The sequence below is a fragment of the Pantoea sp. RSPAM1 genome, from assembly GCF_038816185.1.
GTDB classification, from domain to species: domain Bacteria; phylum Pseudomonadota; class Gammaproteobacteria; order Enterobacterales; family Enterobacteriaceae; genus Pantoea; species Pantoea ananatis.
The window spans coordinates 653,555-678,974 of the sequence record NZ_CP046137.1; the positions used below are offsets into that span (position 1 = coordinate 653,555).

The 25,420-nt window shown below is 53.4% G+C and carries 32 protein-coding genes and 1 pseudogene; 30 read left to right on the forward strand and 3 right to left on the reverse strand.

The genetic code is table 11. The features are described from left to right. Positions 1-54 precede the first annotated feature (54 nt). From GKC68_RS03650 to GKC68_RS03680, 7 genes and pseudogenes are all read left to right on the forward strand, one after another. Positions 55-216 carry a hypothetical protein gene (locus GKC68_RS03650; protein WP_155301420.1) on the forward strand — a complete coding sequence of 54 codons (162 nt, stop codon included), beginning with the start codon at positions 55-57 and terminating at the stop codon, positions 214-216. 252 nt (positions 217-468) lie between these two features. Continuing rightward, entirely contained in the window at positions 469-2,013 is a 1,545-nt protein-coding gene (locus GKC68_RS03655) for a methyl-accepting chemotaxis protein (protein WP_028721996.1), read from the forward strand. A 413-nt stretch (positions 2,014-2,426) separates the two neighbouring features. Further along, positions 2,427-2,681 (forward strand): annotated as a pseudogene (locus GKC68_RS03660) (STAS domain-containing protein); the annotation flags it as partial. A gap of 212 nt (positions 2,682-2,893) precedes the next feature. Further along, positions 2,894-4,399: a PRD domain-containing protein gene (locus GKC68_RS03665; RefSeq protein WP_239642639.1), complete on the forward strand. Its 1,506-nt coding sequence runs from the start codon at positions 2,894-2,896 to the stop codon at positions 4,397-4,399. Next, positions 4,392-4,865 (forward strand): PTS sugar transporter subunit IIA, encoded by a 474-nt coding sequence (locus GKC68_RS03670; RefSeq protein ID WP_028721999.1) that lies wholly within the window; start codon positions 4,392-4,394, stop codon positions 4,863-4,865. Before GKC68_RS03665 ends, GKC68_RS03670 begins: the two co-directional genes overlap by 8 nt. A 20-nt stretch (positions 4,866-4,885) precedes the next feature. Then, positions 4,886-6,295: a fructose-specific PTS transporter subunit EIIC gene (locus GKC68_RS03675; RefSeq protein ID WP_028722000.1), complete on the forward strand. Its 1,410-nt coding sequence runs from the start codon at positions 4,886-4,888 to the stop codon at positions 6,293-6,295. 3 nt (positions 6,296-6,298) lie between these two features. Further along, positions 6,299-7,156 (forward strand): ketose-bisphosphate aldolase, encoded by an 858-nt coding sequence (locus GKC68_RS03680; RefSeq protein ID WP_028722001.1) that lies wholly within the window; start codon positions 6,299-6,301, stop codon positions 7,154-7,156. A 206-nt stretch (positions 7,157-7,362) separates the two neighbouring features. Here the strand turns inward: GKC68_RS03680 and GKC68_RS03685 are convergent, their stop codons facing one another. Continuing rightward, positions 7,363-7,947: a phage repressor protein gene (locus GKC68_RS03685; protein WP_015699474.1), complete on the reverse strand. Its 585-nt coding sequence runs from the start codon at positions 7,945-7,947 to the stop codon at positions 7,363-7,365. A 424-nt stretch (positions 7,948-8,371) separates the two neighbouring features. On the opposite strand from GKC68_RS03685, the gene GKC68_RS03690 reads away from it, so the two are divergent. From GKC68_RS03690 to GKC68_RS03770, 17 genes are all read left to right on the forward strand, one after another. After that, entirely contained in the window at positions 8,372-8,740 is a 369-nt protein-coding gene (locus GKC68_RS03690; protein ID WP_028722002.1) for a hypothetical protein, read from the forward strand. A 90-nt stretch (positions 8,741-8,830) separates the two neighbouring features. After that, entirely contained in the window at positions 8,831-9,025 is a 195-nt protein-coding gene (locus tag GKC68_RS03695; RefSeq protein WP_230624259.1) for a DUF2732 family protein, read from the forward strand. Further along, positions 9,025-9,252 (forward strand): TraR/DksA C4-type zinc finger protein, encoded by a 228-nt coding sequence (locus GKC68_RS03700; RefSeq protein WP_028722004.1) that lies wholly within the window; start codon positions 9,025-9,027, stop codon positions 9,250-9,252. The genes GKC68_RS03695 and GKC68_RS03700 overlap by 1 nt, the downstream gene beginning before the upstream one ends. Then, positions 9,249-11,318, forward strand: coding sequence for a replication endonuclease (locus GKC68_RS03705; RefSeq protein ID WP_342656591.1), 2,070 nt, complete (start codon positions 9,249-9,251; stop codon positions 11,316-11,318). The genes GKC68_RS03700 and GKC68_RS03705 overlap by 4 nt, the downstream gene beginning before the upstream one ends. A gap of 259 nt (positions 11,319-11,577) precedes the next feature. Continuing rightward, positions 11,578-11,745 carry a hypothetical protein gene (locus tag GKC68_RS03710; protein WP_236709009.1) on the forward strand — a complete coding sequence of 56 codons (168 nt, stop codon included), beginning with the start codon at positions 11,578-11,580 and terminating at the stop codon, positions 11,743-11,745. A gap of 690 nt (positions 11,746-12,435) precedes the next feature. Next, on the forward strand, positions 12,436-12,639 hold the full coding sequence (locus tag GKC68_RS03715) for a tail protein X (RefSeq protein WP_014604961.1): 204 nt from the start codon (positions 12,436-12,438) through the stop codon (positions 12,637-12,639). A 5-nt stretch (positions 12,640-12,644) separates the two neighbouring features. Further along, positions 12,645-12,869, forward strand: coding sequence for an HP1 family phage holin (locus GKC68_RS03720; RefSeq protein WP_028722006.1), 225 nt, complete (start codon positions 12,645-12,647; stop codon positions 12,867-12,869). Beyond that, positions 12,853-13,362: a lysozyme gene (locus tag GKC68_RS03725; protein ID WP_014604963.1), complete on the forward strand. Its 510-nt coding sequence runs from the start codon at positions 12,853-12,855 to the stop codon at positions 13,360-13,362. The genes GKC68_RS03720 and GKC68_RS03725 overlap by 17 nt, the downstream gene beginning before the upstream one ends. Further along, positions 13,359-13,793, forward strand: a complete 435-nt coding sequence (gene lysB / locus GKC68_RS03730; protein WP_028722007.1) for an Rz-like lysis system protein LysB — start codon at positions 13,359-13,361, stop codon at positions 13,791-13,793. The genes GKC68_RS03725 and lysB overlap by 4 nt, the downstream gene beginning before the upstream one ends. Continuing rightward, positions 13,675-13,950, forward strand: a complete 276-nt coding sequence (gene lysC, locus GKC68_RS03735; protein WP_227008744.1) for an Rz1-like lysis system protein LysC — start codon at positions 13,675-13,677, stop codon at positions 13,948-13,950. The genes lysB and lysC overlap by 119 nt, the downstream gene beginning before the upstream one ends. Then, positions 13,880-14,350: a phage tail protein gene (locus GKC68_RS03740; RefSeq protein ID WP_342656592.1), complete on the forward strand. Its 471-nt coding sequence runs from the start codon at positions 13,880-13,882 to the stop codon at positions 14,348-14,350. Before lysC ends, GKC68_RS03740 begins: the two co-directional genes overlap by 71 nt. Positions 14,351-14,442: 92 nt before the next feature. Next, positions 14,443-15,027 carry a phage baseplate assembly protein V gene (locus tag GKC68_RS03745; protein WP_013027279.1) on the forward strand — a complete coding sequence of 195 codons (585 nt, stop codon included), beginning with the start codon at positions 14,443-14,445 and terminating at the stop codon, positions 15,025-15,027. Further along, positions 15,024-15,374: a GPW/gp25 family protein gene (locus GKC68_RS03750; RefSeq protein ID WP_013027278.1), complete on the forward strand. Its 351-nt coding sequence runs from the start codon at positions 15,024-15,026 to the stop codon at positions 15,372-15,374. The genes GKC68_RS03745 and GKC68_RS03750 overlap by 4 nt, the downstream gene beginning before the upstream one ends. A gap of 3 nt (positions 15,375-15,377) precedes the next feature. Next, a complete protein-coding gene (locus GKC68_RS03755; protein ID WP_013027277.1) occupies positions 15,378-16,286 on the forward strand; it encodes a baseplate assembly protein in 909 nt (302 codons plus the stop codon). Next, a complete protein-coding gene (locus GKC68_RS03760) occupies positions 16,279-16,887 on the forward strand; it encodes a phage tail protein I (RefSeq protein WP_014594654.1) in 609 nt (202 codons plus the stop codon). Before GKC68_RS03755 ends, GKC68_RS03760 begins: the two co-directional genes overlap by 8 nt. Next, a complete protein-coding gene (locus GKC68_RS03765) occupies positions 16,884-17,963 on the forward strand; it encodes a phage tail protein (RefSeq protein WP_342656593.1) in 1,080 nt (359 codons plus the stop codon). The genes GKC68_RS03760 and GKC68_RS03765 overlap by 4 nt, the downstream gene beginning before the upstream one ends. Further along, positions 17,963-18,571: a tail assembly chaperone gene (locus GKC68_RS03770; protein ID WP_047713348.1), complete on the forward strand. Its 609-nt coding sequence runs from the start codon at positions 17,963-17,965 to the stop codon at positions 18,569-18,571. Before GKC68_RS03765 ends, GKC68_RS03770 begins: the two co-directional genes overlap by 1 nt. Before the next feature lie 936 nt (positions 18,572-19,507). Here the strand turns inward: GKC68_RS03770 and GKC68_RS03775 are convergent. Together GKC68_RS03775 and GKC68_RS03780 are read right to left on the reverse strand one after the other, a co-directional pair. Further along, positions 19,508-19,726: a hypothetical protein gene (locus tag GKC68_RS03775; protein WP_342656594.1), complete on the reverse strand. Its 219-nt coding sequence runs from the start codon at positions 19,724-19,726 to the stop codon at positions 19,508-19,510. A gap of 3 nt (positions 19,727-19,729) precedes the next feature. After that, a complete protein-coding gene (locus GKC68_RS03780; RefSeq protein WP_342656595.1) occupies positions 19,730-20,437 on the reverse strand; it encodes a hypothetical protein in 708 nt (235 codons plus the stop codon). 61 nt (positions 20,438-20,498) lie between these two features. On the opposite strand from GKC68_RS03780, the gene GKC68_RS03785 reads away from it, so the two are divergent. The 6 genes from GKC68_RS03785 (at position 20,499) to GKC68_RS03810 (ending at position 25,417) form a co-directional block, all read left to right on the forward strand. Further along, positions 20,499-21,077 (forward strand): recombinase family protein, encoded by a 579-nt coding sequence (locus GKC68_RS03785; protein ID WP_022623189.1) that lies wholly within the window; start codon positions 20,499-20,501, stop codon positions 21,075-21,077. Positions 21,078-21,157: 80 nt separating this feature from the next. Continuing rightward, entirely contained in the window at positions 21,158-22,327 is a 1,170-nt protein-coding gene (locus GKC68_RS03790) for a phage tail sheath protein (RefSeq protein WP_014594650.1), read from the forward strand. A 12-nt stretch (positions 22,328-22,339) separates the two neighbouring features. Continuing rightward, positions 22,340-22,852, forward strand: a complete 513-nt coding sequence (locus tag GKC68_RS03795) for a phage major tail tube protein (RefSeq protein WP_013027271.1) — start codon at positions 22,340-22,342, stop codon at positions 22,850-22,852. A gap of 54 nt (positions 22,853-22,906) precedes the next feature. Beyond that, positions 22,907-23,203: a phage tail assembly protein gene (locus tag GKC68_RS03800; RefSeq protein ID WP_013027270.1), complete on the forward strand. Its 297-nt coding sequence runs from the start codon at positions 22,907-22,909 to the stop codon at positions 23,201-23,203. Positions 23,204-23,235: 32 nt separating this feature from the next. After that, complete coding sequence (locus tag GKC68_RS03805) at positions 23,236-23,358, forward strand: GpE family phage tail protein (protein ID WP_013027268.1); 123 nt, start codon at positions 23,236-23,238, stop codon at positions 23,356-23,358. Continuing rightward, the gene (locus GKC68_RS03810) at positions 23,351-25,417 is read left to right on the forward strand and encodes a phage tail tape measure protein (protein ID WP_342656596.1); all 2,067 of its coding nucleotides are present in this window, start codon (positions 23,351-23,353) and stop codon (positions 25,415-25,417) included. Before GKC68_RS03805 ends, GKC68_RS03810 begins: the two co-directional genes overlap by 8 nt. Positions 25,418-25,420 lie beyond the last annotated feature (3 nt).

Sequence of the window (25,420 nt, forward strand, 5' to 3'; positions counted from 1 at the left end):
CAAACCTAAATCCAAATCCAAATCCAAACCGTCATCGCTACCGGTTTCGTTGCCATGATCGCAGCGGTGATCGCCATGCACAGCCAGTGGCTTATCTTTTCCGTTACACAAACCCATTCCCTGGACAGTCTGCGAGTCTCTCTGACCGGACAATCGCGGCTGACAGCAAAAATCCATAGCGTTAAGCCCATCAATCAGCAGAGTATGCCGCAGTAATGACGTTTTATATTATTTCTCTTAATCGAAAAGGAAAAATGTAATATTTTTTTAATTAAATTTTAGTGGGTGGGGTTTATTTTTTTTAAGTCTATTAGAATATAAAATCGCATTCGTCAAATTATTATAAAAATTATTAAAAAAATAATATTATCAATGCATTGTATTATTATAACTATTTTTTATGCTTTTTTACTGGGGTTTTTATTATTTCAACCGATACCTGTTTCCTAACTTAAACAGGGAGTCCCCATGAAAATCTCTACGCGTCTCACTATCAGCTTTGGCCTGTTAATTACGTTATTCATTATCTGTACCTCGGTGGCTTATATCGGCCTGAATAATGCCCGTAATGGCATGGACAACGCCGTCAATGTCAAAATGAAGAAATACCGTCTGGGGATGGAAATGTACGGCGGGTTACGTGATATGGCCGTCATCGTTCGTAACCTTGCCCTGCTGAACGAAGCCGACCAGATGCAGAAGGAATGGCAGCGTATTGTCACGCAAAAAGCCCGTTATATTGAAAACCGCGAGCGGCTTGCTGCCATGGTCGCCGAAGATTCAACCCCGCAGGCCCGGGCAGCCTTCGACAAGATCGTCAGCAGCGAAGGCCCCGTTCTGGCCGTGCTGGATCACGCAGGGCAGTTAGGCCTGCAAAATAAGCAGCAAGAAGCGATAACCTACCTGATAAAAACGGTCAGGCCGCTGCAGGGCCAGTTGCTGGACGCCCTCAAGGATATGACGAATATTCAAATGGAAGACAGTGAGCGGTCGGTTGAAACCACCAGTCAAAACGTTCACAGAGCAACCATAATCTTAATGATTCTGGCCTCGCTTTCCGTGGCGATTTCAATTGCGGCGGGCTTCATCATTACCCGAGTATTGATGCGCCAGCTGGGCGGGGAACCGGCCCAGGCCCAGGCGCTGTCTGCGGCCATCGCCAGTGGCGACCTCACAGCCCCGGTCATACTCCGCCACAACGATTCCAGCAGCCTGCTTGCCTCGCTGGCTAATATGCAATCCAGCCTGCGAAGTCTGGTTACGCAAATCAAAGAATCGGCAGGTTCGGTCGCCTCCGCCTCAGACGAGATTGCCCAGGGCAATACCGAGCTGTCATCACGCACTGAACAGCAGGCCGCAGCCCTGCAGGAAACGGCGGCCAGTATGGAAGAGTTGACCGCGACGGTGAAAAGTAACACTGCCAGTGCTCAGCATACCGCCACCGTTGCCAGAGAGGCTGCAACCCTGGCACGTACTGGTGAGTCAGAGGTGCAGTTAATGTCTCACACCATGAATGAAATCGCATCAAGTGCCACTAAGGTACGCGACATCACCGGCGTGATTGAAAGTATCGCGTTTCAGACAAACATCCTGGCGTTGAACGCCGCTGTTGAAGCGGCGCGGGCGGGTGAAGACGGACGCGGATTTGCCGTCGTTGCCGGTGAGGTCAGAAACCTGGCGCAGCGAAGCGCCACCGCAGCGAAAGAAATTAAGGAACTTATCGAACGTGCCGTAGAGCAGGTGGACAGCGGCGTCCACGTCGCGGCCGGTACGGGTGAAAGCATCTTAAAAGTCGTGGGCATGGTGAACGAACTGGCGGGCGCAATGGATGAAATTTCGATGGCGTCCTCGGAGCAGATGCAGGGCATTTCTCAGGTTAGCATTGCGGTCAGCCAGATGGACGGGGTCACCCAGAATAACGCGGCACTCGTCGAAGAGTCTTCGTCTGCTTCGCAGTCCCTGTCTGAACAGGCACATTCATTACGCGGTATGGTTGAGGCATTCAGAGTGTAGCGACGCGCCGAAGCGATGCTTCACGCCTGGCTGATCGATCATTTATGCGGTCAGTCAGGCTATATGCACCTGCGGCACGCAATGTTATAAAATCAATAAACAGCAGTTTTACAAGCGCTTATTGAGGATTCCTCCCGCCGCTGGCCGGGATTGTCTGGGCTGTAAGGCAAATTCAGGCTTCCAGTGCGGGTGATTGTTTGTGTAGCGTAGTCAGCTGAACAGGGCGTTGCCTGAGATGACCCGGCAATGTTACTGCAGTGCCTTGCTGCAGCCAGCTCATGCTGATAAGGCGTTTTTAACCGCCATGCGTATCACGCCACCCTGAGTTTTATCCCTTCCCTGTCGTCCCGATCCCATTCGGACGCACTTCATTGACATCCCGTCTGTGGATGTGACGCTTTCTGTCTGAAATCTTCGCCTCCGCCGATCGCTTTGTCCGCAGCTTTGACGTTCAGGAAGATCTCGAAAAGGTGGTGATTGACGTAACCCATGCCCATTTCTGGGACATCACGTCTGTCAACGCGCTTGATCGGGTGGTAGTTAAATTCCGTCGGACAGGGGCGGATGTCGAGATTCGTGGCATGAACGAGGCGACAAAAACCGTTGTCGATCGTTTTGGCGTACATGACAAACCCGAAGAAGTTGAAAAGGTCTTTGGCGGGCATTAACCGCATTGGGCCTGATGTTCAGGCCCGCTCTTTCTGTCACGACGCGACAAACTGGCGTTTGCACGAATGGAACCGGGTTAGCAGCATTGCAGATGCACTGTTCACTATTATGGTCATATCGACGCCATGGTTTGGTATTTCTCTACCGGAACAAGGCAGATATAACGGTAATGACCGAGCATCTGGATCACCTAGCGAAGCCGGGAGTCAACGTGCTGACCCAAAGACAAAAGGCATTAATTCATCTTTTAGCTTCAGAGGGCGAATGGCGCTCGGCAACAGATATTGCCCGGACGCTGAAGGTTTCAGCCAGTACGCTGCGCCGCGATGTGGATTCCGTTAATCACTATTTCGCCGACAAGGAGAGCCGAATCCTCAGCAAACCCGGGCTGGGATTGTTGCTGGAAAATGGCGTCGCCTTACCCGTGGATCTGCATGGGGAAGAGGTAACAGGTTTGTTGAAAAATAAAAGGCTGGTCGCCATCACAACAGACTTGCTTACATGTTCTCCATCACCGCTCACGCTGAGCGCATTGGCGGAAAAATATTTTATCAGCCGCTCTTCCATCGTGGCAGATTTACGAAAAATTGAGGTCTGGTTAACGTCTTTTTCACTGCGCATTGCGCGTAGCCATAGCGGAACCTGTATTACCGGCAGCGACCAGGATATTCGTCTGGCGCTGAAAGAGATTATTACCTTCAGCGTGATGAGGGGTTACCCTGTCGCCGACAGCCGCATCGACCGTTTTTCGCGCGTTCAGCTGGTGGCGGAGTTTGGCAGCGACAATGTGGCCTGCTGCATTAATCTGATCACCTACATTGAAGAGGCGCTGCACTGCGCCATTAGCGAGCCCTATTATACCAACCTGTTTTCCCATCTACTGGTGACGATTAAAAGAGCGCTTAACGGCACGCCACCCGCGCCAGCGGACTCGGACAGGGCAGGTTACAACAATCACGAATGGTCAGTCGCCCGGCAAGCGGTCAGATGGCTGGAGGAACATTACGCGGTCTCCTTTGCGCCCGTAGAGGTCCACTATATTTATCAATACCTCATCTCGTCGGGTCGGCATCCGTTTAGCGCTGGGGTTCACCCTCCATCGCATTACGACGAAGACGCCGTGAACTACGCCACGACCTTAATCACCCGGCTTTCTTCGTTATTAAGACAAAATATTGGCAGCGACAGCGTGCTGCTTAACGCATTGGTGTCACATGTGAAGCCCATGCTTAATCGGCTGGCCTACCGCATTGTTATTCACAATCCTTTGCTGGACGAGATACGTAAAGAATTTGCTGCGGTATTTAACGTCGTCAAACAGGCCGTGTTGCACCTCAATCAGCAGTGGGGGCTTCCGACAGCGTCGGATGATGAGATTGCCTATCTGACTATTTACATCCAGAACGCGTTAGAAAAGTGTCATGCAACTAAACGCGTCATGCTGGTGTGCTCCAGCGGCATTGGTACATCTCAGCTGCTTTCCAGCCGAATCAGCCGTGCCTTTCCCGAATGGGAGATCGTGGATATTGTGCCGGGTGCCCGCCTGAACGAAGCCATTAAGAAAGTCAGGTGCGATTTAATTATCTCCACAATCAGACTGGAGGAGACTGAACATCCTGTGGCCTATGTTTCTGCCTTGTTTTCAAACAGAGATATTTTGCGGGTGATGGAGTGCCTTAATAAAGAAAATAATGCTAACGGAGTAACGGATGCATAATAAAATTGTTGTGGCCGATCTGTTAAGTCAGACCTGTGTTTTTATGAATCTTAATGCAAAAAATAAAGATGAGGTCATTGAGAAATTAACGCAAAGCCTGTGTGAAATAAATATTATCAGCAATAAAGACGGTTTTATTCATGACGTCATGTTGCGCGAAGCATTAGGTTCTACCGGCTTCGAAAATCAGATAGCGATCCCGCATGGAAAATCGCAGTGGGTGAACGAAACCCGGATCGCGGTAGCCAAACTGGCGTCCCCCGTGGAATGGGAAACCATGGACGATTCGCCGGTCAGCCTCGTGATTCTGTTTGCTGTTAAGGAAGCCGACAGCGGCGCGGGACATATAAAACTGCTGGCAAAAATTTCAATTGCCCTCGGCGATGATGACGTCGTTGAGGCATTACTGAACGCAGAGACAAAAGAGGCCCTATTTAATTTATTAGTCAATAACACGCAGGAGTAAGCCTTTCACCGGGAGGAAAAATGAATATTATTGCGATTACCGCCTGCCCCACAGGCGTAGCACACACTTATCTGGCGGAAGCCAATTTAAAAAAGAGCGCAGAGAAAAAAGGCATCACGATCCTTGTTGAAACACAGGGTGCCGTTGAAAGTGACTATATTTTCACTGAAGAGGATATTAATCGTGCTGATATCGTGCTTATTGCCGCGGATAAAAAGATTGATTGCTCCCGATTTATCGGCAAAAGCATGATTACCGTGTCCGTTACCCGCGCCGCGAGAGATGCCGCAGGGTTACTGGACGACATTTTGTCCGGTGCCTTAACCCGCGAAATCTGTTCCGCCTCTCCAGAAGACGTAGCCTTGCAGGGCAGAGACAAAGACAAAAAAGCAGCGCTGTCGAGCATCTATGTGCATCTGATTACCGGCGTCAACCTGATGATCCCCTTTGTCGTGGCGGGCGGGATATTAATTGCCCTCAGTTTTTCTTTTGGGATCACTGCCGCCACGCCCGGCGATCCCCTCTATAGCCCCATTGCAAAGATGTTGTCCGATATTGGTGGCGGGGCCGCTTTTGCGTTAATGCTGCCGATTCTTTCACTGGGCATCAGCAAGTCGATTAGCGGCAATATGGGGATTGTCTCGGGCGCGGTGGGCGGCATGTTAGCCATTCATACCGGATCGGGTTTTCTTGGTGCCTTGCTGGCGGGCTTTATGGCGGGCTACATCACGCTGCTCGTGGTGAAGTACATCAACTTACCCAAGGCCATTGCCGGACTTAAACCCATTCTGATTGTGCCACTGTTAAGCGTGTTCCTGACTGGTGCGCTGATGATTCTGGTCGTCGGCCAACCCATCAAGCTGCTGTTACAGAGCCTGACTACCTTTCTGACAGATATGGGAAATGCCAACGCGGCTATCTTCGGATTGCTTATCGGAATGATGGTGGCTTTCGATATGGGCGGGCCGCTTAACAAAACCGTCTGTATGTTCGCGATTGGATTGATGTCGACCGGAATCTACGAACCCATTGCAGCATGCATGGCTGCGGGAATGGTTCCTCCCTTGGGCATTGCCCTTGCCACCACCCTTTTTAAAAAGAAATTCAGCGTTCAGGAGCGCGAAACCGGCAAAGTCACCTACGTGCTCGGCCTCTCTTTTATCACCGAGGGGGCCATTCCGTATGCCGTGGCGGACCCGCTTCGCGTCATTCCCGCCATTGTGGCGGGCTCGGGACTGGCTGGCGCACTGTCAATGATGCTCGGCTGTGCTTCCCGCGCACCGCATGGCGGGATCTTCGTTATGTTCATACCGAACGTCATTACCCATGTCTCAGCCTACCTGTTTGCCATTCTCGCCGGTGCGCTGTTTACCGCACTGATCCTCAGAGTGATTAAAAAAGATCATCCGCAACATTTACCGCAGGAGTGAATTATGTTGATAAATATGAAGGCGTTACTGAAGGTAGCACAGGATAATCAGTTCGGCGTCGGTGCCTTCAACATCGCCTCAGCTGAGTTTGCCCGGCTGGTCATTGAGGTGGCGGAATCCCTGCAATCTCCCGTCATCCTGGAAGTGCATCCCGACGAGCACGCTTTCGTCGGCGACAGCTTCATCGCCTATCTCAGGGAGCTGGCGGTTAACGCTTCCGTGCCGGTGGTGATTCATCAGGATCACGGCCAGACGCTGGCACATATTTTAACCGCCATCCGCACCGGCTATACCTCGGTCATGATCGATGCCTCTGGCTTGCCATTTGAAGAGAATATTGCGCTGACGCGTGAAATCACCGCTATTGCCCACCAGGTTAACGTCTCGGTAGAAGCCGAACTGGGCACGATTGGCGTGGCAGAGGGGAGCGCGGAAGGGGGGCACAGTGAAATTCTCTATACCGATCCCGACCAGGCGGAGCGGTTTGCCAGAGAAACCGGGGTAGATACGCTTGCCGTGGCCATCGGCACGTCGCATGGTTTGTATCCTGCCGGTAAACAGCCTGTACTGGATATTGACCGTCTCAAAGCCATCAGACAGCGGCTGACGATTCCGCTGGTTCTGCACGGCGGCTCGGGCAACAAAGACAGCGAGGTCGCAGAGTCGATTAAGTATGGCGTAGGGAAAATTAATATCTCCAGCGATATGAAGAAGGCGTTTTATGTCGCGCTGCAGGAAGAATTGCAGTCAAACGGGCATGAACCCAGCGCACTCTACGTGCGCCCGATGGCGGCGGCGAAAGCCGTTGTCGAGCACAAGATGCGGCTTTTTTCTTCAGCGGGGAAGGCCGGACTGTATTAAGCGTTAACGCTGGCGGTAACGGGCGAGCCGCGGTTAAACCTGTATTGACCGGGGAGCCAACTTCAGCGATCAGCAAGCCGCTTTGGTGGGACAACCTTGCCGCTAAAAGAGGAGCGGGCGGCCTGAGGCAGGCGGCCCACGTTGTACCGCATTCTGTGAGTAAAGCTGAGGCCGTGATAAGGCGTTGCCGTGCGCACGACGCCGGTTTATTGAATCGTCAGAACCACGCGGCCTATCAGCCTGATATCATCAATCCCGCAATCAAACGCTACGCCGATGCCGCTGACGTGCACCTTCCTGACCGGAATGCGCGTTAGCGTCCTGACGCTGGCGGTTCCTTCAATTTCGACCAACCAGACGCCGTCATGCATATCTTCAAAATCGGTATCGATGATGTACTGGGTGGTTTCCGCCAACAGTAAGAAAGCACTGCGCGGTTCCTGTTTCAAAGGCGCGTATAACGCTTTATCCAGCATCACATAACCCGCTTCCTCGATTTTGCCGCTGATTAGCTTTTTTCTAACCAGCGTGGGCGTATCGGGTTTGCTTTCAGAGAATTTTGAGCCTTTGCCTGTGATCAACCATTGCAGGTCTGCGCCCGTTTCCATCACGCACTGTAAAACGATATCTGAAGGAAAAACATCACGTTTATAGCGTGCAGACAGGCTACTTGCTGCAATTCCAAGGTGATCTGCAAGCTGCATTTTCATGGTAAAGCCGTAGGCATCGACAACGCGATCCAGAGCTTCTGCGCTCGAGTTCGGAAATTTGAAATTAGTATAAACGCTCATTTTTATTGACACTTAGATTTAGTCTAAGTATCCTCCAGTTTAAGTTAGCCTTTGAATGATGCAACAGGGTGCGGCTTTATCTGATAACTCAGGATTTTGCCTGATGAGGCTCATTTTTACAATCATCAAGCCAGAACCTTATTGTCGCAATGAGATGCAGGGCTAATGCAGTCAGCGCACGTGGGGAGGCGCGTAGAAGCGCGCTTTCATGGCCGAAAGCGCTCTCAGGCCGCGGCTGGCGCAGCAACGCGCCCTGTCTGGGGCAATCTGAGGGAGGACCGTCTGCGCATCTGCCGTTTCGCTTAATGCTTAACGAGCGTCATGGATGAGACAGGCGCGAATCCGCTGCCAGTAAAACGTCACTGTAACAACGATGAGGGTATTGATTCGTCAAAACCCGCTGCAACGTTTATCGGAGGAGCCTATGAACCGCACCGTCCAGGTCATCAGTCAGTCATCTGCCGGGCCACGTTTCACCGCAGAGCAAGACTGCCACAGCGAAAAAATGACGTTTGATGCGTTTCGACAGCACTGGCGCTTACTGCGCGATCACAACCGAAACCCGTCGCTTCGCTATTTTAATCGTCAAAATGATGACTTTAAATTTTGCGTATTAACCCTGGCTAACCGCGACTGCCCGGGCATGTTCAGGCTGGAAGACATTGGCAGGCCTTTCCAGTTTTTTGACCAGGTTCGCCGTGAGCACATCATTATGGCAATGAATAAGCTGGCCCGCTGGGGAAACATGTTGCCGCGTCAGTTCTCAACGGCTGACTGCTTTCTGCCTGAATAAATAAATCACCCCTGACGTGATGACGTAAACCCGTCGGGCATGCCTTTGCCCAAAATCTGGAGAGAAATGATGAATACCGAGACACATCCAATGAACGACACCATGGCCTTTACCCTCAATAAACTGCTCGATAATGAGCGTAAAGCCTGCGCGCTGGCCGTGGCGAAGCGGCTGAGTGCGATAGCAGCGCACATAACGCGGCAGACGCTAAACGGCATCGAAGCAGCAGAGCTGTTGCGATCAGAAGCTGAGCGTTATGAAAACGAATCAGGTGAGATGCGCTAATGGCAGATGCAATCGATATTGCGCAGGCGCGCAGTGAGGAAATCCTGGCGCAAAATATCGCACAGGTTACGCAACGTCCTGTGGCGATCGGCGCTTCGCTCTGTGAAGAGTGCGACGCACCGATTCCTGAAGCGCGCCGTCGTGCGCTGCAGGGCGTGACCCGCTGCCTTTCCTGTCAGGAGTTGAGCGAGCTGAGAGCGCGTCTTCACTACGGGAATACGCGATGATGTCGTTCGCTTACCCGTGGAATGCCCCGCGGCTGGCGATAGCCAGCCCGTATCTGACCCATGACCAGCAGCAGCACCGTCATCGACAGATTGCGGCGTGGTTGCACGGACAGAGAATTCTTCATGCCCAGCCCAGCATTGTCCAGATGGACGTGAAGCGTCGTCTTGCCAGCCTGGAACAGCAGCAGGGAACAGCCCGGGCCAATGCCTACTTAGCAAAAACCTTTGTTGAGCGCACATTGCCACGTGTTGACGCTGTTAACCGACGTTATCAACTGCATGATATGCGCACGGGCGTTGTCGCACAGCTGACCCGCAGCATGTCCTGCCCGCAGGGCGCAGCCAGAGCCGCCGGCACGCTGTGGGAATTGATGAAACGCTTTAACCGCCTTCCGGATATGTCCCGTGCTGACACAGATGTGCTGGCAGAGGATATCGCGCATTTCATTCACGCGGAGCTGGTGCAACTGCACACTCACGCCCAAACCGATACGGACTACCGTTATACCCACAGACTGTATATGACCGCGGCGGTGATCACCCGTGAGCTGGGTCAGACGCCGCCTCTATGGGAAACCGTCAGCGCCCGCATATTCTGCCCTGAAGCGGTGACCTCGGCCATTCTGCGTATGCAGGCGGAAAAATGGTGGAAAGGTCAGCTGCGTCGTATCAGTGCCTTCTGGCGTGAACATCTGCATATCGCCCTGGCGAACGTCAGTAAAACGCATTCCCCATATGCCAGCCTTATGGCCGTAGCGGAATGGCGTGAGCAACGCCGACGTACCCGTGATTTCCTCCAGGGCATGGATCTGGAGGATGAAGAGGGCAACCGCATCAGCCTGATTGAAAAATACGACGGCAGCGTAGCCAATCCGGCTATTCGCCGGGCTGAACTGATGACGCGGATCCGTGGCTTCGAGACCATCTGTCAGGATATGGGCTTCCGGGCCTGCTTCTACACGTTAACCGCGCCGTCACGCTATCACGCGACCTTACAGAGTGGTCATCGTAACGCAAAATGGACGGGAGCCAGCCCGGCCGAAACACAGCGCTATCTTTGCTCACTCTGGCAAAAAGTGCGGGCCAAACTGCACCGTGAAAAGATCAGTATTTTTGGTTTACGGGTTGCGGAGCCGCATCATGATGGCACGCCCCACTGGCATCTGCTGATGTTTATGCGCCCTGAAGACGTTAACCGCATTGACGAGATCGTGCGCCATTACGCCTGCCAGCAGGACAGTGAGGAACTGGACAGCGCAAAGGCACGCAAAGCACGTTTTCACGTCGAAGCGATCGATCCGGCGAAAGGCAGCGCGACAGGCTATGTTGCCAAATATGTTTCTAAAAACATTGACGGCTATGCGCTGGAGGGCGAGCGGGATAACGAGAGCGGCAAACCGCTAAGGGAGACGGCGATGGCGGTGTCGGCATGGGCAGCACGCTGGCACATCCGCCAGTTTCAGTTTATTGGAGGCGCGCCCGTAACAGTTTATCGCGAACTTCGCCGCATGGCGGACACTGAAACCGCGCATGAGCTGAGCGTGGAATTCGCCGCGGTGCACGATGCGGCCGATGCCGGTCAATGGGCCGACTACATCAATGCCCAGGGCGGCCCGTTCGTTAAACGCGATGCGCTTGCGGTGCGTACCTGGTATCAGCCCGCCGAAAGCTGTAATGCGTTTGGTGAGGAAATCCAGTCAATTAAGGGCGTTTACGCCACTGCCGTTGGCGCTGATACGCCAGTCCTGACACGATTAAAGATGTGGAAGCTGGTGCCCAAACGTGCTGAAGATGCGGGTGACGAAAAAAGCCAGTCCGCTTCGTTGTCTTGGAGTTCTGTTAATAACTGTACGGACCCCGTAAGCCGTTTTTATGCCGGAAGTGAGGTATCTGACAATCTGCGCACAGATCCGTGGCGCAGAGGTCACAAAGGCGAAAGGGCTTCCAGAATTATCTGCCGGGCTTCGCCTTTACGCATTCCTGGCCCTGTTTCAGGCGACGACAGAGGCAAAGCTTCTCCCTGCGACCCAGCCAACGATGAGGATTTCTTTTTCGCCCTGACGTGACGAAGAGGCGGAGTGAAAACCTGTAGTTTTGGATGGGTAAATGAAGAAAATCTATTGATTTTTCTTACGCTTCTGGCGTGAGTGTGCCTTCACCTGTCTGGCAGGCTGCACAATAAAAGTTGATGCCTATCAACATGATATAATTTTTTACGAACTATCTTAAAACGCTTCCACAGTTAATGAATGCTATGCTACTGTATGTATGTACAGTATTTATTTTGGGGAGGGAATTGTGGGAAATGAATTACATGAGCGAGTCATGCTTGAACGCGTCGAACTTATCGCCAGGCTTACCAGTGAAGGAGCCTGCCGGGAGCGTGACAGGGAAATCGCGTTAAATTTGATCGCCGAACTCGCTGCGAACTACACCCTTTCCGATAACCACTTTTCTGTTGTCTTTGCGGCGACGCCTTTAAAAAAATCATGATGGCGACGCGTTCACAGTGACATCAGGACGGTTGTCCGTTGCCTGAGCCATCTTAACGGATGAGAGGGTTCAGGCGCGGGCAACAGCAAAACCGGGCCGGTACGTATTATCGCTGACATCGCGTCGTGAACGACCGAAAACGCCGGGCATTTGCTGCCTGCAGGCATTTGCAGCCCCCTGTTCGCCAGGCGTAGTCTTCCTCCACCTTTACTGAATAACGTTATCCCGGTCGCTTTCCTGTCAGCGTTTGCGGCAATCTTAGGGTTACTGCTCCCTTCCTGTTGCTGGCTTACGACCGCTCCCGGTCGTCGCTGTGAAAGCAAATACGCTCACGTCATCCCAGCGCTTTCGCGACCCTTCCATCGACGCCCGCATTCAGGGTGTAACCCTCTGCCCGCCCAGCCTTGAGCGGACGGCCTTGCGTTGAGCAAGCGCCTGCTGAGGCACACACTACTTCTGACAAGCGGCAGGCACAGCAATCTCTGGATCGCTCTGCGCGAAGGCCAATGCACATCGCGTTTCCGGGTTATCCGGATTCGGCTTCAGGGCGGTTTGGTGGCCCGACGGTGCAATTCTCTGAACAGGTTTCTGTTGGCCAACGGGGCCTTTATTGCCTGTCACCACGACAGCGGATGTTCTCAACTTATCGCCTACTCGACCATGGCTTTTACGCTCATAAGGGGCCAATCAATGCTGATTTACGCACAACAGGAAGAAACCGTTGATGAGATCTGCTGGCGTTACTACGGACGCACGCAGCAGGCGGTTGAACAGGTTTATGCCGCCAATCCTGGCCTGGCAGAACAAGGCCCAACATTACCGCACGGATGCAGAGTGGTGTTACCGGAGCTGCCTCAGGCGGCCACGGGTGAAACCCTCAATCTGTGGGATTAGCGCCAATGGAAAAAATCAGTTCTCTGATTAATTACCTCATCGGGATCATCCTGATGTGGTTTGGACGTCACACACCGCAGGATATCGCCTTTATGGTTGGCTCTGGCGTCGCCGTTTTGACCATGTGCACCAACGTTGCGACGTTTTTTATCAACTGGCACTACCGTCGCAAAACTTACGAGCTACAGCAGCGCAACTTACAGGGGCTTAACTTTGAGCCAGACCGCTAAACGTTGCGCCGTGGCGGCCGTACTGGCCCTGGCCGCGTTGCTACCGCAAATCAACATGCTGAAAACCTCTGAAGCCGGCCTGAAGCTGATTGCCGATGCAGAAGGCTGCCGCACCTCGCCCTATCAGTGCAGCGCCGGCGTCTGGACCAACGGCATTGGTCACACGCAAGGTGTTACCCCGACCAGCGTGGTGAACGAGCGCCAGGCCGCAGTAAACCTGGTTTACGACGTGATGCGCGTTGAACGCGGGATCGACCAGTGCATGCCACGTGAAATGCCGTTCCAGGTTTATGACGCGGTGGTGTCATTCGGTTTTAACGTTGGCGTGCACGCCGCCTGTCACTCAACGCTGGCGGGATTGATCAACAGCGGCCGCTGGCACGATGCCTGCCTGCAGCTTAAGCGCTGGGTATATGTCAAAGGCACCTACAACCCGGGCCTGGATAACCGTCGCCAGCGCGAAATGGCGTGGTGTTTAAAAGGAGCGGCATGATGCGACTGGTTGCACTGGCGATCGCCATTTTGCTTATTGCCCTGGGCTTAACCGGCTGGCGCCTTAGCGTGATGACTCATCAACGGGATGAGGCACAGCGCAGGGTGAGTACGCTGACGGCTGACATCAGCAGCCGGGACAAGGCGCTGGCCCAACTCGATGCGGATATCCAGGCTAGCCGAAAACGCGAGGCGGCGCTGCGGCTTCTTCAGAACCAGGCCAGCGCGCAGGCGCTCCATCGTGAAACCATTATCAGAAGAGAAACCGATGCCAATCCCGCTTTACGTGCCTGGAGCGCTGCTGCTTTGCCTGCTGACGTTATCCGGCTGCACAGCCGTCCGGCCTTCAGCAATGCCCGAGATTATCTGGACTGGTTGTCCACGCGTGACAAGTTGCCCCATTCCGGAAAACAACCTGCAGACGCAGGGTGATTTGGCGGCGGATAACCGCCAGTTAGAGGCTGCGCTCGCATCGTGCGGGTTGCAGATTGAGATGATTAAAGCGTGCCAGGAGCAGCATGATGTTGAAAGTGACCCAACTACGCCAGGTGCTGATAAACAGCGTTCCGCTGCTTCAGCAAAATCCTGACAACCTGACGATAGCGATTCAGTCCGGAAACCTGGTTTCCACACTGGCCAGCTCGCTGTCGTTTGAATACCACTTCCAGCTGGCCGTCACGATTACTGACTACGCAGAGGATATCGATCTGATCATGGTTCCCCTGCTGACATGGCTTCGGGAAAACCAGCCCGACATCATGGTTTCGGATGAGAAACGTCGCACCGGCTTTACCTTTACCCTTGAGGCAACCGGCGATGGGCGCAGTAAGGTGAATATCACTCTACAACTGACCGAACGCGTCTGGGTTGAGCAGCAGAACGGCGCATTACACATCACGCATCTGCCAGAACCGGCTATGCCGGAAAATGTTGATCGCCCCTGGCAGTTGTACATCAAAGGCAAGCTGGTCAGCGAATGGAAAACATAGCGATAACCCTTATCCGCTGACGCGCTGTTTAGCCATCCCTGGGTAAACGGCATTCGATTGCCGCTTTTCTCCTGCAACGAGAAACTACTGCCATGAACGAGCAAATATTAGAAATCAAGCGCTTGCTGCGCAACATGGTCCGCATTGGCACCGTTGCCGCCATCAATCTGGAGGCGGGAACCTGCCGGGTAAAAACCGGCGATAACACCACTGACTGGCTGCACTGGCTAAGTGCCCGGGCGGGAAGAACCCGTTCATGGAATGCGCCGTCGCCAGGCGAGCAGGTGCTGATCATAAGCCTGGGCGGTGAGCTGAACAGCGGCTTCGTGTTACCCGGCGTGTTCTCTGACGCCAGCCCGGCGCCCTCGGCCTCTGCCGATGCGCTGCACTACTCTTTTCCCGATGGTGCGGTCATTGAATACGAGCCTGCAACCGGCGCGCTGAAAGCCGAAGGGATTCAGACGGCGACGATCAAGGCGGCTGTCAAAATCCTGCTGGATACGCCAGAGGTGGAGTGCACCACGTTACTGAAAACCGCCACGCTGGAAGTGACCCAGGGCGGCACCATGAAGGGCGATGTGTCGCACAGCGGCGGCAGCTTCGCCTCCAACGGCAAAGTGCTGCATACGCACCAGCATCCGGGCGACAGCGGTGGCACCACAGGAGCACCATTATGACAACAGCACGCTACACCGGCATGAGCCGCGAAACAGGCGTAACCCTCGTTGAGCTGGAGCATATCCGCCAGTCCGTCCGTGACATTCTGACGACGCCGCTGGGATCGCGGGTGATGCGCCGTAACTACGGTTCACTGCTGTCGGCGCTAATCGACCAGCCGCAGAACGACCGGTTGCGCCTGCAAATCATGTCGGCCTGTTATATGGCGATTCTGCAGTGGGAGCCGCGCATCAGCCTGACTGCCATTAATTTTGAATCTGCGTTTGACGGCGGGATGGTGGTGGAAATCACCGGCAACCGTGCGGATACCGCGCAGGATTTTTCGTTAACCGTCCCTGTGAGTTGAATCATGCCTACTATCGACCTGAGCCAGCTGCCTGCGCCAAACGTGGTGGAAACGCTGGACTATGAAACGCTGCTTGCCGAACGCAAAGCCACCTTGATTTCGCTCTATCCTGCAGACGAGCAGGCATCGGTTGCCCGGGTTCTGGCGCTGGAGTCCGACCCGCTGGTGAAACTCCTGCAGGAGAACGCCTACCGGGAAGTCATTCTGCGTCAACGCATCAACGAGGCGGCCAAGGCGGTGATGGTGGCCTGGGCCAACGGCAGCGATCTGGATCAACTGGGCGCCAACAACGGCGTGACGCGGCTGGTGCTGACGCCCGCGGATAATACCGTTACGCCGCCGGTTGAGGCGGTAATGGAGCGGGATGAAGACTTCCGCGCCCGCATTGCAGCCGCGTTTGAGGGGCTGAGTGTTGCGGGGCCGTCCGGTGCTTACGAATTTCATGCACGCAGCGCCGATGGCCGCGTAGCCGATGCTTCGGCTATCAGTCCCTCTCCCGCCAGCGTCACGATTACCGTGCTGTCCCGCGAAGGCAACGGTGCGGCGGGCAGCGACCTGCTGGCGATCGTGAATGCCGCGCTAAATGACGAAGATGTTCGTCCGGTTGCCGATCGGGTCACCGTCCAGTCGGCTCAGATTGTGGATTATCGCGTTGACGCCACGCTGTATTTGTATCCCGGTCCCGAGGCGGAGCCCATCCGTGCCGCATCCGAGGCGAAGCTCAAGGCATTTGTAAACACCCAGGCACGTTTAGGCCGCGATATTCGCAAGTCTGCGCTGTATGCCGCGCTGCATGTAGAAGGTGTACAGCGCGTCGAACTGGCCCAGCCGGTGGCCGATGTGGTGCTGGATAAAACCCAAGCCGCGTTCTGCACCGGCTACCAGATCACGGTAGGAGGTTCCGATGAGTAAACGCCTGCTGCCAACGGGTTCATCAGCCCTGGAAGTTGCCGCGGCTGAAGCCTGCGCAGCGCTGGAATCCATTCCTGTTCCTTTGCGCCAGTTATGGAATTCGCAGACCTGTCCGGTAGAGCTACTGCCTTACCTGGCCTGGGCCTGGTCGGTGGATCGTTGGGATTCGGGCTGGAGCGAAAGCACGAAACGCAGCGTGGTTGCTGCATCGGAATATATCCATAAACACAAAGGGACGATTGGGTCGCTGCGTCGTGTGGTGGAGCCACTGGGCTACCTGATTCGAATTAAGGAATGGTGGCAAACCAATGAAGCGCCCGGCACCTTTCGCCTTGATGTCGGCGTACTGGAAACCGGTATTACCGAAGCGATGTACAACGAGCTGGAGCGGCTGATTGCCGATGCCAAGCCGGTGAGTCGCCACCTGACTGGGTTATCCATCAACCTGGACAGCACCGGCACCGTTCCTGTTGCGGCCGCCAGTTACAGTGGCGATGAGCTTACTGTTTATCCCTATACACCTGAAGTTATCACCGCAGGCGGTTCCGGTTACACCGGCGCAGCGGTCCATCTTATTGACCTGACGGAAGTGAGAGCATGACAACGAAATATTTTGCCCTACTGACCAATCAGGGCGCGGCAAAGCTGGCCAATGCCGCGGCCCTGGGAACCCAACTGCAGATTACCCAGATGGCGGTGGGTGACGGCGGCGGTGTTTTGCCTACGCCCGATCCTGCGCAGACCAAACTGGTGGGCGAAAAGCGCCGTGCCGCGCTGAATTCGCTGAAGGTGGATGCCGCGAACAGCAGCCAGATTATCGCTGAACAGATTATCCCTGAAGGCGAAGGCGGCTTCTGGATCCGTGAGATTGGCCTGTATGACGCCGACGGCGTGCTGATTGCCGTCGCGAACTGCGCGGAAACCTACAAGCCGCAACTGCAGGAGGGCAGCGGTCGTACCCAGACCGTGCGCATGATCCTGATCGTGAACAGCACCAGTGCCGTCACGTTGAAAATTGACCCTTCAGTTGTGCTCGCCACGCGCCAGTATGTGGATGACAAAGTCATCGAGGTGAAAGCCTACACCGACGATGTGATGAAGAAGCATATCGATGCGGCCAATCCCCATAGTCAGTATCTGCAAACGGCTAAAGCACTGGCAGAAATTAAAGACGCGGGGCTGGTGGCGGAGGTTCTTAAAAACCTCGGTTTGGGAGAAGGCTCTGCTTTGCCGGTTGGGGTGCCTGTTCCATGGCCGTCTGAAATACCACCATCAGGCTGGTTAACCTGTAATGGTGACGCTTTTAGTGCAACTGATTTCCCGCTCCTGGCGAAAGCTTATCCATCGCTTAGATTACCGGATTTGCGTGGGGAGTTTATACGTGGATGGGATGACGGGCGAGGCGTTGATAGTGGAAGGCATATTCTCTCTTATCAACAGGGTTCAGTAGTAGTTGGTGACGATGGTGTAAGCGCAAATACACTGGTTGCAATAAATAATTTAACTGATAAAGCCCGCTGGGGCTACGATGATACACCGTTGCCAAGCATCACGGGTATGTATGTGGCAATGACACCAGCTACGAATGATTATCAATCTAACACTTGGCCTGTGGCTGTTTATGGCATAAGTCGCCCAAGGAACCTAGCATTTAATTATATTGTGAGAGCGGCATAATGAATGATACACAAAAAATTTTTGACGAAAACGAATTAGCCACCTCAGAAACCACATTAGAAGTATTTAATTATGACGCTATTTCTAGAGAATACACAAATACGTCAAAGGAATATATTGCAAAAGGATTGAGTGTTCCTGCATTTTCTACAGTAAAGCCTCCACCCCCAAAAAAAACAGGAAAAACTTGCATATATAATGATAATGAATGGTGCTTGGTTGATGACCATCGTGGCGAAGTTATATATGGCGTTTATACTCATGATGAAATAACAATAAATGAACTGGGATCATATCCTAAGAACACTACGAATTTGAAACCCAATACAAAATTTGATGTATGGGACGGTAATGCATGGATAACCGATAAGCGCGCTCAGTATGAAGCCGAATTGGACGCCAGCGAACAGAAACGAAAAGTAATGTTGACTAACGCAAAAACACAGATTGACCTCTGGCAGTCTGAACTGCAGTTAGGCATGCTATCAGACAAAGATAAGGCCAGCCTGATCGACTGGCTGACCTATATCAGGAAATTAAAAGAAGTTAAAATTACTGACGCCCCAGATATCATATGGCCGGTGCCACCGGAGGCACCGGCCAACTGACGTCAGGAGCCGTCGAAACATCGACGGCTTTTACTGCTGATTTGTATGACATCCATGCTGATAATTGTGATTTATCATTATCGCTTATATCCCCAAGCAACATTTCAATCCGCCAGTCGGATGTCGTCTCTTCAATATCGTCTAAAATACTTTGCCGATGCTTCTGAGCATTAGCAATATCGGCTTCATGCTTAGTCGCCAGATCTTCGGTCCAACTATCACCATTCCATTTATCATATTGAGAAGTTGGCTTTTTGGGAGTTACATTTTTTGGATATTCACCTAACTCTTCTATGGTAAACGGGTTACCTGTTTACTTATTATAACAAATCTCGCCTCGATGATCGAAAATATGCTCCCAAGCGAGAAGGTTTTTAGTTCTACAAACAACCACGCCATCTTTTTTATCTAAGGGTGTATCGTATTTTTGTGCGGGAGATAATCCCATCGCTGCCGGCTCAGCTTTTTCCTGTGTTCCAGGTGCATTAGGTTCAGGAGGAGGCGGAGGATTTTTCGTAAGTAATTCGTCTGCTCAGACTGGTGGGAATGGAGGCGATGGATTGATTATCATTGAGGAATATGCATGAAAACGTATGCAAGAATTGAAAAAATAGAGTTAAAGAACTATTTTCCACTGAGGAAAAAATCATAAAGCTTTTTCATCCCGATATGCATTGGGTGGATATTACAGCAAGCGGGGTGAAAATATCTAAAGGCTGGAGTTATATAAGCAATACATACATTCTGGGAAAAAATTAATATCATATAATTAAAAACCCGCATGCGCGGGTTTTTTTGAAAGCCAAGCACTATTGATCGCTTTAAAAATGCATTAACAAAAAATCTTAAATACGTAGGTAAACTCAATATTTACAGTAAATCAGCTTAAGAGAAACAGGTCGAGAAATCTAACTCATTGTTAAGAAATAATTTTAACTAATAAATTATTTTTTCCTTCGCTAATGGATAGATCATGCTGAACTCTTTGTCTTGATAAAATAAATCATCAGCTTTATTTAAAAACATACCTGGCTGGCAAAAAACACCACTTTCTATTTTCACCATGGTGAAGCCGGATATGTCAAATTCATTGTCACTGATAATGATATTTTCGACATAATTACTACCTGTTTGAATAAGTGCGAAATTAGTCATCTGCTACCACTCCACTATGAGGATACCGGGCTGACCTACAGCACCTTTACCATTAATGCCAGTAGATCCACCTGCGCCGCCAGCACCAAAACCGTCTCCAATGTAACCATTTTGGCCGCCAGCACTGCCATTGCTTGAAGATCGCACTGCACCCCCGCCGCCACCGAATGGGCAAGATGCGCCTGCACCGCTATTTCCCGTTCCAATGACTAAGAGAGTTTTGCCACTATCACCCGCACCATCTCCGCCGGAGCTTCCCCGAGGGTATCCTCCTCCGCCAGCCCCACCATACTGTGCTGAACCACCACCACCAGGGTCTCCGCCCTGACCAGCGATAAGGGTCAAATAACTGCCAAAAACAGTATTGCCACCACTACCTCCAGACTTACCATCTGAGTTTACTGACGTGGTTCCACCGACACCACCAGCCCCGATAATCACATCAACTATCTCTCCAGATTTAACGGTTATAGCGCGCTTGATAACTGACTGCCCAGCACCACCACCTCCAGCACCACCGCCAAATTCACTGGTGTTGGTTCGGCAACCGCCGCCACCGCCGCCGCCGCCGCCAGCACATCCGGATAGATAAATAGTCGTTACACCATCAGGCACCTGGAACTTACCGCTACTGATGAATTGTTTAACGCCTCGAGAGCGCGAAATTTCATTTTGGACCGCTTCTACAAAACCGAGGTTTTGATGAAACAAACCCCTGGCCCGCCTCACCTGCACAATGGCAAACTCCTCACCTTTTACCGGAGAAAAAACGATGCTGATTGGCTATGTCAGGGTGTCAACAAATGACCAAAACACCGATTTGCAACGGAATGCGCTGCAGAGCGCAAATTGTGAACAGATTTTTGAGGATAAAATCAGCGGTAAGACCAGTGAACGGCCTGGTTTAAAGCGGGCGCTGCGGACGTTAAAAGAGGGCGATACTTTGGTGGTATGGAAGCTCGATCGACTGGGCCGCAGCATGCGTCACCTGGTCATGCTCACCGAAGAGCTGCGCGAACGCGGGGTAAACTTTCGTAGCCTCACGGACAGCATCGATACCAGCACACCGATGGGCCGTTTTTTCTTTCATGTGATGGGCGCACTGGCGGAGATGGAGCGCGAATTGATTGTCGAGCGAACGCGTGCCGGCCTGACCGCTGCGCGTGAGAAAGGACGCATTGGTGGCCGCCGGCGCATTATGACACCGGAAGTCGTTGCCAGAGCGGAACGCATGATGGCGAATGGCGCCACGCTTCATCAGGTTGCACTCGTATTAGATGTTTCAACCAAAACCATTTATCGTTATATTCCAGCGCCAAAACAGCACCATTTACGCGGTTCTTCTTACTGAACGATCAGCAAACCGCAATCGAATGCATCCTTTTCACTGACCTGACACTCTGAGCACACCCACAACACGGAGTGCTACAGATGTCTGATTTTCATCACGGTGTCCGCGTCGTCGAAGTCAATGACGGTACACGCACCATTTCAACAGTTTCAACCGCCATTGTTGGCATGATCTGCACCGCAGAAGATGCTGATGCAACGGCATTTCCTCTTAACACACCTGTTCTGCTGACCAACGTGCAGGCAGCTATCGGTAAAGCCGGTACCAAAGGCACCTTAGCGGCCGCGCTGCAGGCGATTGCTGACCAGGCGAAGCCGGTAACCGTCGTGGTTCGCGTAGCAGAAGGCGCGAGCCAGGCTGAAACCACCTCTAACCTGATTGGCTCGACGGATGCGAACGGTAAATACACCGGCATGAAGGCGCTGCTCAGCGCGCAAACGCAGCTGGGTGTTAAACCGCGCATTCTTGGCGTGCCGGGTCTGGATTCGCTGGAAGTGGCGACAGCGCTGGCCAGCATTGCCCAGCAGCTGCGTGGCTTTGCCTACGTCTCTGCCTGGAACAGCAAAACCATTTCTGACGCCATGAAGTACCGCGAAAACTTCAGCCAGCGCGAGCTGATGGTGATCTGGCCAGATTTTATTGCCTGGAACACGGCAACCAATAAATCTGAAATGGCTTATGCCACCGCACGTGCGCTGGGCCTGCGCGCCAAAATTGACAACGACACCGGCTGGCATAAAACCCTGTCTAACGTGGGCGTCAATGGCGTGACGGGTATCTCTGCAGATGTTTTCTGGGATCTGCAACAGACCGGCACCGATGCCGATCTGCTGAACGAAAAATGTGTGACCACGCTGATTCGCAAGGACGGTTTCCGTTTCTGGGGCAACCGCACCTGCAGCGATGATCCACTTTTTGCCTTTGAAAACTACACCCGTTCAGCGCAGGTGCTGGCCGATACCATGGCGGAAGCGCACATGTGGGCCAACGACAAACCGCTGACGCCAGTACTGGTACGCGAAATCATCGCCGGTATCAATGCCAAGTTCCGTGAGCTGGTCAGCGCCGGTTATCTGCTGGGCGCCAACTGCTGGTACGACGAAAGCGCCAACGATAAAGAGAGCCTGAAGGCGGGCAAACTGTTTATCGATTACGACTACACGCCGGTGCCGCCGCTGGAAGATCTGACCCTGCGTCAGCGCATCACCGATACCTATCTGGCGAACTTCGCCGCATCCGTAAACAGCTAAGGAGCCGGATAAATGGCACTGCCACGTAAACTCAAGGGGTTGAACCTCTTCAACGATTCAAACAGCTATCAGGGCATCGTCACCGCAGTTACGCTGCCGAAGCTGTCACGCAAGCTGGATACCTACCGCGCTGGCGGTATGAACGGTGCGGCATTCATTGATAACGGCCTGGACGATGCGGCACTCGATATGGAGTGGACGCTGGGCGGGATGGATGAGCTGGTATTAAGCCAGTGGGGCGCGATGGCGAACGTACCGTTGCGTTTCACCGGTTCTTATCAGCGTGATGACACCGGCGAAGAAATCGCCGTGGAAATCGAAGTACGCGGTAAGCACCAGTCCTTTGACTTCGGTGAAGCCAAACAGGGCGAAAACACCGAAACCAAAATCACCAGTAAAAACACCTATTTCAAACTCACCTGGAATGGCAAAGAGCTGATCGAAATCGACACCGTCAACATGGTGGAGAAGGTCAACGGCGTCGATCGTCTGGAACAGCGCCGTAAAAACCTCGGCCTGGTGTAATAACAACGGCCGGCGCGTCCTGCGCTGGCCCCTCTTGATTGGGATGGAGAAAAAATGGAACAGCTTGATAAGCCAGAACTGAAAGAAAACCTGGTGGTGCTGGAAAGCCCGATTTCACGTGGCGATGTGGTGATCGCTCAGGTTGAGCTGGTGAAACCGACCGCCGGCGCGCTGCGCGGTGTGCGGCTGGCTGATCTGGCCTCGTCCGATGTGGATGCCCTGTTGATGGTGCTGCCCCGCATCACCATGCCATCGCTGACCAAAGCAGAGTGCAACGCACTGGACCCGGTTGACCTGATTGCCCTGGGCGGCAAGGTGATTGGTTTTTTGTCAGCGAAATCGGCCGCGTAAGCTGGCCCCGCGATCTGACGGTCAATGACCTGATGGCCGATATTGCCAGCGTTTTTCACTGGCCACCCTCAGAAATGTATCCCATGTCGCTGGAAGAGTTACTCGACTGGCGGCATAGAGTGATGATCCGCAGTGGAGTAACCTCAGATGAGTAACACGCTCAACCTGCAAGTGCTGCTGGAAGCGGTTGATCGGGCTACGCGCCCGTTCAATGCCGTACGTAAAGAAACCGAAAAGCTGTCTGCGGATATCCAGGAAACGCAGGATCGCCTGGACGAGCTCAATGCCAAATCCGCGCAGATTGAAGGGTTCCGTGAAACCCGCAAAGAACTGACGCTGACCCAACAAAATCTTAAAAATACCCGGGCAGAAGCAGCGGCACTTGCCATTCAACTTAAAAACACTCAAAACCCTACCGCGGAACAAACCCAGGCGCTGGATAAGCTGCGTCAGTCGGCTAACGCGCTGCAGCAAAAAAACCTTCAACTGCGTCAGTCAGTGCAGGATCAGCGCCAGTCCCTGAACGAGGCGGGAATTTCCACGCGCCGCTTGAACAGCGAGCGCCAGAAGCTTAATCAGCAAACAGAGCGCACGACATCCACCCTCAATGCGCAGGGTGAGTCCATGAATCTGCTAAATCAGCGTCAGGACAAGCTCAACCGCACCCGTGAACGTTATCGTGCGGGCATGGCGCTGGCAGATAACGTACAAAGCGCCAGTTCGAAAGCCAAAGACTTTGTCGAGAAGGGCCGCAAAGTCATTGATTACCTGTCACCTGGCGACGCGAAAGACGGCAAGGGACACGTTGACGGGCAGGGCGCGGGTGATATCGCCGAACTCAATAAGGCGATGGCCAGTGTCGGCCCGGTGGCAAAACAGGCGGGGCTCAGCGTTGGCCAGACCGCGGCCATGATGAGCGTGCTGGCCGAAAACGGTATGACAGGCAGCCAGGCAGGCGCTGGCGCCAGTGCGATGTTAACGCACGTTCAGGCACCTGATGCCAGCGCAGACAGCGCGCTGAAAGCGTTGAATGTGCAAACCGCTGACGACCAGGGCAACAGTCAGCCCATTTTCGCGGTGCTCAGCCAGGTGCAGGCGGCGTTTGAGAAAAACAAGCTCGACGCTGCCCAGCAGGCCACTTATCTGCAGGCCATCTTTGGTGAACAGGGCGCCGCACCTGCCGCAGTATTGATGAAGGGCGCAGCCAGTGGCCGGCTGGATCAGCTGTCTCAGGCACCCGCTGCCCAGCCGCCTGCAGTAGATGCCTCTGTGGATACTCACCTGCAAGCTATCAGTCAGGACGGCTTATCCGTTCAGTCCGTTCTGACCGGCGTCATGAATATCAATCCTCAACTTTCTGACAGCCTGCTGACGCTGGCGGCGGGTGGGCTGACCTTGGTGGATTCCCTGGCCAGTGTCGGGAACATTGCCTGGCCGGTCATTAGCGGGCTGAGCACCATCATGGCGGGCGTGGAGCTGCTGGGCGGTGCATTTGCCATCATCGGCGGTGCGATTACGGCCACGCTGGGGGCGATCACGCTGCCGGTGGTGCTGCTTGGTGCGGCTATCGCGGCGGGGGCGATGCTGGTTTATCAGTACTGGGAACCGATCAGTGCCTTTATCAGCGGCATCGCTCAGGGCTTCAGTGCGGCGATGGGGCCGATAAGTGACGCGTTCGCGCCGCTGAAGCCGGTATTTGACTGGTTCAGCAATAAAGTGTCCGAACTGGGGGCCTGGTTCTCAAAGCTGCTGGAACCCGTGAAGTTTTCTCAGCAGGAACTGGCCTCGGCAGGGGAGATGGGACAGCGCTTCGGCAATATGCTGGCGACGGCACTCAAATTACCCGGTGAAGCTCTGAATCAGCTGCGAGGCGGCATTGACTGGGTGCTGGGCAAGCTTGGCATCATCGATGAGAAATCTGACAAGGTGAAAGATAAGCTGCCTCCGCCCAAAATGCGTGAGCAGGATGACGAGGATGAGGATAACGCGGATGCGCGTCCGGCCGCATCGCGCGCCAGCCTGAACAGCACGCTCAATCAGCCTTTGCCCTCGGTTAACAATTCAAACGTGGATAACCGGCAGCACACGGTCACCAACAACATCAATGTGACGGGCGACCCACAGGCGATTGGACAGGCCGTTGCGCAGTATTCCACGGTATCGCCGTGGTCCTCGTCTGACCATAGCTATAACTCCATGTTTAGTCTGGATTAATTA